Here is a 9,827-nt window from a genome sequence, read left to right as displayed (position 1 = left end):
CTCGACATGTGGGAGCACGCCTTCTACCTCGACTACCAGAACGTCAAGGGCGACTACGTCAACGCCTTCTGGAACATCGTCAACTGGGCGGACGTCGCCGCCCGCTTCGACAAGGCCCGCACCGCCACCGCAGGCCTGATCGCCTGACCCCCTAACGGCCCGTGCGTGATGTTCTCCCCACAGGGGACCCCACCCGACCGGGTGAACATCACGCACAGTTCGACGCTGCCGCGACGCGGGTTCCGCGCGGAGTCCCCGATGTACGAGAATCGTTTCCGTCCCGTCCGCACGACCCAGAGGAAGAGTTCATGAGCGTCCACAGCTTCACCGTCGCGACCGCTGACGGCACCACCGAGGATTTGAGCGGCTACGCAGGCAAGTATCTGCTCATCGTCAACGTCGCCAGCAAGTGCGGTCTGACCCCGCAGTACGAGGGCCTCGAGGAACTGAACCGCAAGTCCGACGAGCTCGGCCTGCAGGTGATCGGCTTCCCGTGCAACCAGTTCGCGGGTCAGGAGCCGGGCACGGACGCCGAGATTCAGGAGTTCTGCAAGGTCAACTACGACGTCACCTTCCCGGTCTACGGCAAGATCGACGTCAACGGCGACGATGCGCACCCGCTGTACCGGCACCTGCGCGCCGAGGCACCCGGCGACTTCGGTCCGGACCACGGTTTCCTGTACGACCACGTCAGCAAGACGATGCCGGAGTCGATCGGCACCGACGCGGTCAAGTGGAACTTCACCAAGTTCCTCGTCGACCCCGACGGGACCGTCGTACGGCGCTTCGAGCCGACCGTCCTGCCGTCGGAGATCGAGTCCGCAGTCGCCGCATTGCGCTAGGCAAGCACCGCACTCCCCACCCGCCCCGAGGCCGACGCCTCGGGGCGGGTGTCGTCGACCGCGCTACCGCGCCTCCCTGCGCCGGACCATCTCCGCGATCCAGGTGGGCGCGAACGGTGACGTGCACTTCGGTGGTGTCGGGTAGTCCTTGAGCACCTCGAGGCGCTCACCGATGTCGACAGCCCGGTCGCGCTGGTCGGGGTGCTCGATCCCGATCTGGGCGAGGCAGTTGTTCATCGCCCACTGCAGGCGGTCCGGGGCGTCCTTCATCTCGGCGTCGATCGTGTCGAGGAGCGCCGCGAGGTCGAGCCCGTCCGGCCGCTTCACCACCCGGTCGGTGGTCAGCGGGGCTCCGCTTCACCACGTTGGTGACCAGCCAGTCCTGCACCTTGGGGGTACGGGCGTCGCCAGCGCAGCCAGCTCGGCCATCACCTCGGGCACGGTCATCTCGGGCACGCACGCCTCCCTGTCCTCACCGGTTCCCTCAGCCTACGCTGGCGGGCCCGCCGCATCCCCGCCGTGCCGGGACCGGCGATTGCGCGTGCAGCGGTCGATCACACGTCCACCCACCGCACCCCCACGGGCACGAGTTCCCCTGCGCCGGAGGTGACCTCGGCGACTACCGTCGCCAGCTCCGCGGGATCACCCGCGGCGAGCGTGAGGGTGACGACCGCGCCGTAGGCGGTGCCCACGACCGGGACTCCACGCCCCCGCAGGTCCGCCTCCACCCGCCCGGCGATGTCGTGCCCGACGTCCACCGCCAGCAGGTGGCGCCGTTCGCGACCGACCAGGCTCGCGGCGTCGACGGCCGCGGCCACCGCGCCCGAGTAGGCCCGGACGAGTCCGCCTGCACCGAGCTTGACGCCGCCGAAGTAGCGGGTGACGACCGCCGCGACACCGACGAGGTCTCGGGCCCGCAGCACCTGCAGCATCGGCACCCCCGCGGTGCCGCCGGGCTCTCCGTCGTCGCCGGACCGTTCGGCCCGCTGCGCCGGCTCGTCCCCGGCGATGTAAGCCCAACAGTGGTGTCGCGCATCGGGATACCGACGACGTTGCTCGTCGAGGAACTCCTGTGCGGCCTGCGGACCGTCGACGCGGCGGAGCACCGCGAGGAACCGGGAATGCTTGACCTCGGTTTCCACCTCGACGTCCGGGCCTGCGGGCAGCGTGAAGGGCATGATTCCATCCTCCCGCCGCGGCTGCCTGCGGCGGCGTCCGGGGTTGCCGCCGCGACGTAGAGTTGCGGACAGTTTCCGATCACCACCCTCGACCGCGGGGAGACGAACGTGAGCCAACTACTGCGTGTCCAGAACTTCACCGTGTCCAGCGACGGCATTGCCGCCGGACCCGACCAGAGTTTCGAGAGTCCGTTCGGGCTCGACCACGGCAACCTGATGGCGTGGGCAGGGGCGACGGCCAGTTGGCCGAACCGCACCGATTCCGGCGGCAGCCGCGGCCTCGACGACTACTTCACCCGGGACTTCTCGCACAACATCGGGGCCGAGATCATGGGCCGCAACAAGTTCGGACCGCAGCGCGGCCCATGGACGGATCCGGAGTGGTTCGGATGGTGGGGGGACGAACCACCCTTCCACACCCCGGTGTTCGTCATGACACACCATCCGCGTCCCTCGTTCTCCCTGTCCGACACCACATTTCACTTTGTCGATGGTGATCCGGCGACGGTGCTCGGCCGGGCGCGGGAGGCGGCACGGGGCAGGGACGTTCGGCTCGGCGGTGGCGTCACCACCATCCGGGAATTCCTCGACGCGGATCTCGTCGACACCCTGCACGTGGCGGTCGCGCCGATCGAGTTCGGATCCGGGCTGCGGCTGTGGGAGTCCCCGGACGATCTCCGCGACCGGTTCCAGCTGGACGTTGTGCCCAGTCCCAGCGGGATTACCCACCACCTGTTCTGGCGCAGGTGACGGCGGACCCCACCCGGATGCCGTCGAGACCGTCCGACTCCCCTCAGCGTCGCGCGAAGATCCGTTCCCACACCGTCGGATCGGTGCGCGGCCCGCTCAGTGTGTCGGCGCCGTACCGTTCGATCTCCGCGCCGAGGTCCAGGGGCCGCGTCGGGGGCGTCCCCGGAACCAACTCCTCCTCCACCCGGTCGTCGGGCACCAGCCAACACACCTCGAACTCGATGCCGTCGGGATCGCGGGCATAGAGCGCCTTCGTCGAGCCGTGGTTACTCGCCCCGGTCAGGACACCCGCGGCCGTGAGTCGGTCCGCCATCCCCGCCAGGTCGGTGAGCGTCCCCACCTCCCACGCCAGGTGGTAGAGCCCCACCTCGCCGGGCCTGCGCACGCCCGGCGCGTGCGGACTCTGGAAGAGCCCGAGGTCATGATCGTTCGCCGACCCGGCGGCCTGCAGGAACGCGGCACCCGAGAATCCCCCCGGCAACTGCCGAAACCCGAGCACGTCCCGATAGAACGCGAGACTGCGATCGAGGTCGGAGACGAACAGGACGGCATGATTGAGACGGCGAATCATCGTGGCCTACTTCCCGAACCGGTAGGTGACGCCGGTCAGCCGCTCCGACTCGTCCCACAGCGAGGCGGCCACCGCCCGATCGTGGGATCGGGCGCTGGAACCCACCACCCGGGGATGTCCGCGCTGCTCGAACGGTCCGTCCGGACCAACGAAGGTGCCGGAGGACACCGAATCGGATGTCGCCGCGTACAGCGCGGGCAGCGCACCCATCTCGGCACTCTGCGCGAACAGATTTCCGATCCCCATCACCCGATCCCACGGCGACCCGGTGTGGCCCTGCAGCCCGGTCGACGCGTACCCCGGGTGCGCGGCAAGCGATTTCACGGCCGAACCGGCGGCGGTCAGCCGACGATCCAGCTCGTACGCGAACATCAGGTTCGCCAGCTTCGACTGCCCGTAGGCGAACCAGCGGCCGTACCGCCGCCGTTGCCAGTTCGGATCGTCGAGCGCGATCGCCCCGATGCGGTGCATCAGGCTCGACATCGTCACCACCCGGTCGGTGATCCGGTCGAGGAGCAGTCCGGTGAGCGCGAAGTGCCCGAGGTGATTCGTGCCGAACTGTGTCTCGAACCCGTCGACAGTGCTGGACTTCGGCACCGCCATCACGCCGGCGTTGTTGATCAGCACGTCCACCGCCTCGATGCCGTCCGCGAACTTTCGCACCGATGCCAGGTCCGCGAGGTCCAGCGGGCGCACCTGCGCGTTCGCGCCGATCGCCGCCGCGACCGGCGCGGCCTTGGCCACGTTCCGGCAGGCCAGGATCACGGTCGCACCCGCGGCCCCGAGGGCCTTCGCCGCCTCCGCCCCGAGCCCGCTGTTGGCTCCGGTCACCACGACGGTGCGTCCGGTCTGATCGGTGATGTCACGCGCGGTCCAGTTCCCCATGTGGCCCAGGGTACGTCGACGCCGGATTTCCGGAACCCGGGGAAGAGCCGGGGGTCGGCGGAGCGGCTATCGTCGCGTCCCATGACCGACGCCCAGCCCCCTCGCCAGCCCATCGGACTCGCCGTGATCGGCACCGGATTCGGCTGCATCACCCACGTTCCCGCCTTCCGCGACGCCGGATTCGAGGTCCGTGTCCTGATCGGCCGCGACCACGACCGCACCGCCGCGCGCGCCGAACGGTTCGGCATCCCCCACGCAGCCACCTCGTTGGCGGAGGCGTGTGCGCTGACCGAGATCGACGCCGTCACCATCGTCACGCCGCCGCACACCCATGCCGACCTGGCGATCGAGGCCGCCGAACGCGGACTGCACGTGGTGTGCGAGAAGCCGTTCGCCGCGGATCTGGCGCAGGCGAGGCGAATGCTCGACGCCGTCGAACGGGCCGGGGTGGTGCATCAGGTCGGGACCGAGTTCCGTTACGCCCCTGCGCAGGCGCTGCTGGCCAGGGAGGTGGCGGCGGGGACGATCGGCACCCCGAAGCTGGCGACGATGCTGATGCACCTCCCGATGTTCGCTGCGGACGACGCCGAGGCACCCGACTGGTGGACCGACGGGGCGTCCGGCGGCGGCTGGCTGGGCGCGCAGGGCACCCACATGATCGACCAGATCCGCAGCACGCTCGGCGAGTTCGACACCGTCAGCGCCGGACTGCCGGTGGTGGCCGACCGCGGCCAGACCGCCGAGGACTCGTTCACCGTGCACTTCCGTACCGTCACCGGCGTGGACGGTGTCCTGCAGAGCACCGTCGGGTCGTGGGGGCCGCTCATCATGACCACCCGCATCGCGGGCACGACAGGAAGCCTGTGGATCGACGGAGCCACCGTCCGGCGGGCGGGCGCCGATGGCGAGCACGACGTTCCCGTTCCGGACGACCTGGCGACACCGGGCCCCGTGCCGCCCCCGTTCGACCTGTTCTCCACCACCTACGACTGGCTGCACGCGACCGGCATCGACCGCGCCCCCTACACCCGGCTCGCGGACGCCTTCCGCCGCCGCATCCTCGGTGAGGCACTCGGACCGAACGAGCCGCGCCCGGCGACCTTCGCGGACGGCGTGGCCGGGCAGGCGGTGCTGGATGCAATCCGACGGTCCGCTGCGGAGGGCAGGTCGGTCCGGATCGCCGACCTGCCCTGACCGTCAGCCGACGGTCGGGAAGGTCACGAAGCTCGGTTGTGTCGGGTCGAGCTGGAGGTGCTGCGGACGCAGCCCGCTTGCGGCAAGCATCGGGCCGAGGGGCAGGTATCGCGGCACGCTCAGCGCGTACACGTCCACCCGGAGTCGGTGCCCGGGCGCCAGCACGGCATCGGTGGGGACCATGTTCACGTCGAGCACCGTCGGCTGTCCCGGCACGGTCGGCTGCCGCGTCGCGAGGGTCAGGCGGTGGTGGGCGTCGGTGTAGTCCCCGTTCGGCGCCTTCTCCGACCGCGCGTCGTCGACCGCCCGCAATGACGAGGTCAGCGCACCGCTCGTCAGCACCGTGGACCGCCCGTCGGGGGCGACGTCGTTGACGGTGACCGCCCAGAACCCGTCGGTGGTGTCGTGAACGGTGTTGAGGTGCACGTTGATCGGCCCGGAGATCACGGTGGGTTCGGTAACGGGTGCGCCGGTGAAGGTCAGGCCCTCCGCCTCCTGGATCCGGGAGTCCTTGGTGCACACCGATCCCAGCACGACCAGCATCCCGGCGGTGCCCTGCGCGGCGTCCCGCGAACACAATCCGCGCGCCCCGGGCGCGACGGTCAGGCGGGCGGCCTCACCGGGTGCCTGTGTGGTGAGGCTGCCGTCGTGCCCGCTGTGCCCGGCGGTCCCGCTCGGTGCCGCCGACAGGTACAGACGCTGGTACTGCGCACCGGCCCTGGGGAAGCGGTCGGTGGTGGTCCAGCCGCCGCCCTGCTGCCACAGCGTGACCGGTCCGTACTTCTCGATCCCGTTGTCGATTCCCTTGAGCCACCGGTCGAACCAGGCCCGCTCGAGGACGTCGATGCGGGGCGGGGAACCGGCGGTCCCGAAGCCCTGCCCCGGATTCAGGTGGTAGGTGTCACCCATGACCAGCTGCTTGCGGCCGGGCGGCAGGTCGATGCCGTTGTAGATCCGCGGCTCGCTGTTGGCGAAGATGTCGTGCCAGCCACCGAACACCATGGTCGGCACCTCGATGCGGTCGAGGTCGGCCCGGCGGTCCTGGTAGAAGGGCCCGTCCTGCGCGACCGCCATCGTCGAGGGGGTCATGTCGGCGATGTCCGGCTCCGACACCGCCTGCACGAGTTCGGGAATCATCGTGAACGGGTCGGCGAGACGGTCCGCGAGCCAGCGCTGGTCGACGGTGCCGCGCAGCACGTCCTGCGCGTTCGGCACCAGCTTGAGCCCGTCGACCAGCGCGAGCCACATCGGCATGAAGCCGACGCCGAGGCCGCCTCCGGTGCCGACGATGTCGCGCAGCAGGTCGTTGCCCGGCTCGACCGGGAAGATCGCCTTCAACGCGGGCGGGCGGTGACCGGCGGCTTGCACCGAGTTGATGCCGGAGTAGGAGACGCCGCCCATCCCCACCGCGCCGTCCGACCACGGTTGCCTGCTCGCCCAGTCGATGATCTCGACGCTGTCCTGCTGTTCGCGCGGCCCGAGCACGTCCCACACCCCCTGCGAGAAGCCCGTGCCGCGGGCGTCGACGACGACCTGGGTGTAGCCGCTCTGCACCAGTGCGCGGTTGACGCCGAAGGCCTTCATGCCGCCGCTGGTGACGAGTCCGGTCAATTCGGTCACCCCGTCGAGCGGGGTTCCGGTGAGGTTCAGCTGATTGAGGAACGACACCAGGGTTGCCTCGACCCCGGGCAGCGCGAGGCCGGCGTCGGCGACGGCGCTGATCAGTTTCGTGTACGGGGTGATGTTGAGGACGGTGGGCAGCTTGTCCTCAATCGCGCGCCCCGCGGCGTCGGCGGGGCGGTAGACGTTCGCCCGCAACACCGTGCCGTCGCTCATCGTGATCGGCACGTCCCACTCGATCGCAACGCCCGGATACCGCGGTGCCTGATCCGCGGTGAGCTGCCACTGCCAGGCGGCCGCACCCCCGGACGGGTCGGCCGCCGCGGGAACGGCCGCGAACCCGACGCCGAGCGCCAGCACCGTCAACACCGAACCGAGAACCTTCGAACGCATCCGCACCGACTCCCCCTCGCGCGATGGGCCCCGTGACGGGCGCCACAAAACCTACCGGAGAGTAGCCGCCGCCACGACCAGCGTCAACGACCGAACTGTGCGTGAATTTCACCCCCATCGGGGTAAAACTCGCGCACGGGCGGCGCAGCCGCATACGGTGGGCCGGTGCCCGCCGCTCCGCTTCCCGTGCGTGACGGCCTCAACCCGACGCGGTTGCGGCTGCCCGGCGACGGTGCCTGGCCGACGGTGCTCGAGTACCTGCTCGCGCGATTCCCGGATGACGCGGCACGGCTGCGCGAGAAGGTCGATGCGGCCGAGGTGGTTGCCGGGGACGGCGTCCCGGTCACACCCGAAACCCCGTACCGGGCCCACACGTTCGTCTTCCTGTACCGCGATCCACCGGTCGAGCCTCCCGTGCCGTTCGAGGTCGAGATCCTGCACCGTGACGAGGACCTGCTCGTCGTCGACAAGCCACACTTCCTGGCCAGCACTCCGCGCGGGCGGCATGTGACGGAGTCGGCGCTGGTCCGGCTGCGCCGCGACCTGGATCTGCCGGACCTGACCCCGGCACACCGCCTCGACCGGGTCACCGCCGGCGTCCTCGTCTTCACCGTGCGGCCGTCGGCGCGACGGGACTATCAGGAGTTGTTCGCGCAGCGGCGGGTCGCCAAGGAGTACGAGGCGATCGCCCGGTTCGACCCGGATCTGGCCCTGCCGCAAACGGTGCGCAGTCGCATCGTCAAACCGGACGGCGATCTGCGCTGTGTCGAGGTCCCCGGCGACCCGAACGCGGAGACCCGGATCGAGCTGATCGAGTCGCGCGGCGGGATCGGACGGTATCGCCTGCTTCCCCGCACCGGCAAAATGCATCAGCTGCGGGTGCACCTCAACGGACTCGGCATCCCGATCATCGGGGACAACTTCTATCCAACACTGTATGACATTGCGCCCGATGACTATTCGAACCCACTGCAGCTGCTGGCTCGCTCGGTTGCGTTCACCGACCCGCGGACCGGGCTGCCCCGCGAGTTCGCCAGTCGACGCCGCCTCACCGCCTGGACCTGATTCCTACTACAGGCCGTCGTGGCCTGCGTCACACTATCTTGCATCTCAAATGCAAATTAAATAGCTTCGGATCATGAGCCTCTCAGCAGCGTCCACCGAAGTCATCCGCGCGACCCTCCCCGCCGTCGGTGCCGCCATCGGCGACATCACCCCCCTGTTCTACAAGAAGATGTTCGCCGCGCACCCCGAACTGGAGCGCGACCTGTTCAACCGAGGCAACCAGAAGCAGGGCGACCAGCAGCGGGCGCTGGCGGGTTCGATCGCCGCCTTCGCGACGCTCCAGGTCAGCGACGACGCCCCGAGCACCGATCTGATCATGTCCCGGATCGCGAACAAGCATGCGTCGCTCGGGATCACCGAGGATCAGTACCAGATCGTCCACACGTACCTCTTCGAGGCGATCGTCGAGGTGCTCGGCGCGGCCGTCACCCCCGAGGTCGCTGCGGCGTGGGACGAGCTGTACTGGCTGATGGCCAACACCCTCATCGCGATGGAGCGCGACCTCTACGCCGATGCGGGCGTCGAGCCCGGCCAGGTGTGGCGCGAGGTGAAGGTGACCCGCCGGGTGCTCGAATCCCCCGAAACCGTCTCCTTCGTCCTCGGCTCCGCGGACGGGACGCCGCTGCCGTCGTACCGCCCGGGGCAGTACATCTCGGTCGGCGTCACCCTCCCCGACGGCGCCCGGCAGATCCGCCAGTACAGCCTGGTCGGCTCCCCGACCGCGGCGGACTGGCAGATCAGCGTCAAGGCGATCCCCGGCGACGGCACCGACTCACCGGCAGGCGAGGTCTCGAACTTCCTGTACCAGAATGTCTTCGAGGGCGACACCCTGTCCGTCACCACTCCCTTCGGCGATCTCGTCCTCGACGAGGGTGACGCGCCGCTGCTGCTGGTGTCCGCCGGGATCGGCTGCACCCCGATGATCGGCATGCTGAACCACCTCGCCGACACCGCCGCCGCCCGCCCGGTCGCGGTGCTGCATGCCGACCGCTCCCCCGCCCGGCACGCGCACCGCGCGGAGCTGGCCGAGCTGGTCGGGCAGATCCCGTCCGCCACCATGCACCGGTGGTACGAGGATCTCGGTCAGCGGGCACAGGACGAGCGCACGTTCGCCGGCCGCGCCGACCTGTCCGGTATCGAGATCATCGACGGCACCCAGGTCTACCTGTGCGGCCCGATGCCGTTCATGCAGTCCGTGCGCGCGAGCCTGCTTGAGCGGCAGGTCCCCGACTCGGCGATCCACTACGAGGTCTTCGGCCCCGACAGCTGGACCCCGGCCAACTGAATCCCGACCCCCGGCGCGGCCCCGACTCGATCTTGAGTCGGGGC

At 69.7% G+C, this 9,827-nt stretch carries 10 protein-coding genes and 1 pseudogene; 6 read left to right on the top strand and 5 right to left on the bottom strand.

The window, feature by feature from the left end; genetic code table 11:
* Together ACWF62_RS03015 and ACWF62_RS03010 are read left to right on the top strand one after the other, a co-directional pair.
* Positions 1–147, top strand: a 147-nt coding sequence (locus ACWF62_RS03015; RefSeq protein ID WP_452629374.1) for a Fe-Mn family superoxide dismutase, incomplete at its 5' end; no start/stop codon positions are given.
* A 161-nt stretch (positions 148–308) separates the two neighbouring features.
* On the top strand, positions 309–842 hold the full coding sequence (locus ACWF62_RS03010) for a glutathione peroxidase (RefSeq protein WP_378570165.1): 534 nt from the start codon (positions 309–311) through the stop codon (positions 840–842).
* Between the two features lie 63 nt (positions 843–905).
* Here ACWF62_RS03010 and ACWF62_RS03005 read toward each other — a convergent pair.
* Both ACWF62_RS03005 and ACWF62_RS03000 read right to left on the bottom strand, forming a co-directional pair.
* Positions 906–1,248 (bottom strand): annotated as a pseudogene (locus ACWF62_RS03005) (DNA alkylation repair protein); the annotation flags it as partial.
* A gap of 148 nt (positions 1,249–1,396) precedes the next feature.
* Positions 1,397–2,020, bottom strand: a complete 624-nt coding sequence (locus tag ACWF62_RS03000; protein WP_452629370.1) for an IMPACT family protein — start codon at positions 2,018–2,020, stop codon at positions 1,397–1,399.
* Between the two features lie 108 nt (positions 2,021–2,128).
* Between ACWF62_RS03000 and ACWF62_RS02995 the strand changes: the two genes are divergently transcribed.
* On the top strand, positions 2,129–2,770 hold the full coding sequence (locus ACWF62_RS02995) for a dihydrofolate reductase family protein (protein ID WP_452629369.1): 642 nt from the start codon (positions 2,129–2,131) through the stop codon (positions 2,768–2,770).
* Positions 2,771–2,813: 43 nt separating this feature from the next.
* On the opposite strand, the gene ACWF62_RS02990 is transcribed toward ACWF62_RS02995, so the two are convergent.
* Both ACWF62_RS02990 and ACWF62_RS02985 read right to left on the bottom strand, forming a co-directional pair.
* On the bottom strand, positions 2,814–3,341 hold the full coding sequence (locus tag ACWF62_RS02990; protein WP_452629368.1) for a VOC family protein: 528 nt from the start codon (positions 3,339–3,341) through the stop codon (positions 2,814–2,816).
* 6 nt (positions 3,342–3,347) lie between these two features.
* Positions 3,348–4,226, bottom strand: coding sequence for an oxidoreductase (locus ACWF62_RS02985; protein ID WP_378570161.1), 879 nt, complete (start codon positions 4,224–4,226; stop codon positions 3,348–3,350).
* Between the two features lie 81 nt (positions 4,227–4,307).
* On the opposite strand from ACWF62_RS02985, the gene ACWF62_RS02980 reads away from it, so the two are divergent.
* On the top strand, positions 4,308–5,420 hold the full coding sequence (locus ACWF62_RS02980; protein WP_378570160.1) for a Gfo/Idh/MocA family protein: 1,113 nt from the start codon (positions 4,308–4,310) through the stop codon (positions 5,418–5,420).
* A gap of 3 nt (positions 5,421–5,423) precedes the next feature.
* On the opposite strand, the gene ACWF62_RS02975 is transcribed toward ACWF62_RS02980, so the two are convergent.
* Positions 5,424–7,433 (bottom strand): CocE/NonD family hydrolase, encoded by a 2,010-nt coding sequence (locus tag ACWF62_RS02975; RefSeq protein WP_452629367.1) that lies wholly within the window; start codon positions 7,431–7,433, stop codon positions 5,424–5,426.
* A gap of 165 nt (positions 7,434–7,598) precedes the next feature.
* Between ACWF62_RS02975 and ACWF62_RS02970 the strand changes: the two genes are divergently transcribed.
* Together ACWF62_RS02970 and ACWF62_RS02965 are read left to right on the top strand one after the other, a co-directional pair.
* Complete coding sequence (locus ACWF62_RS02970; RefSeq protein WP_378570158.1) at positions 7,599–8,498, top strand: pseudouridine synthase; 900 nt, start codon at positions 7,599–7,601, stop codon at positions 8,496–8,498.
* Positions 8,499–8,571: 73 nt separating this feature from the next.
* The gene (locus tag ACWF62_RS02965) at positions 8,572–9,783 is read left to right on the top strand and encodes a globin domain-containing protein (protein WP_378570157.1); all 1,212 of its coding nucleotides are present in this window, start codon (positions 8,572–8,574) and stop codon (positions 9,781–9,783) included.
* Positions 9,784–9,827 lie beyond the last annotated feature (44 nt).

Source organism: Rhodococcus sp. NPDC054953 (assembly GCF_053609225.1).
This window is presented reverse-complemented; position numbering and strand designations above follow the sequence as displayed.

Excerpts from the sequence above, each read along its gene's own strand:
- ACWF62_RS03010 (WP_378570165.1), top strand. The coding sequence starts at position 309 with ATGAGCGTCCACAGCTTCACCGTCGCGACCGCTGACGGCACCACCGAG.
- ACWF62_RS03000 (WP_452629370.1), bottom strand. The coding sequence starts at position 2,020 with ATGCCCTTCACGCTGCCCGCAGGCCCGGACGTCGAGGTGGAAACCGAG.
- ACWF62_RS02990 (WP_452629368.1), bottom strand. The coding sequence starts at position 3,341 with ATGATTCGCCGTCTCAATCATGCCGTCCTGTTCGTCTCCGACCTCGAT.
- ACWF62_RS02985 (WP_378570161.1), bottom strand. The coding sequence starts at position 4,226 with ATGGGGAACTGGACCGCGCGTGACATCACCGATCAGACCGGACGCACC.
- ACWF62_RS02980 (WP_378570160.1), top strand. The coding sequence starts at position 4,308 with ATGACCGACGCCCAGCCCCCTCGCCAGCCCATCGGACTCGCCGTGATC.
- ACWF62_RS02975 (WP_452629367.1), bottom strand. The coding sequence starts at position 7,433 with ATGCGTTCGAAGGTTCTCGGTTCGGTGTTGACGGTGCTGGCGCTCGGC.
- ACWF62_RS02965 (WP_378570157.1), top strand. The coding sequence starts at position 8,572 with ATGAGCCTCTCAGCAGCGTCCACCGAAGTCATCCGCGCGACCCTCCCC.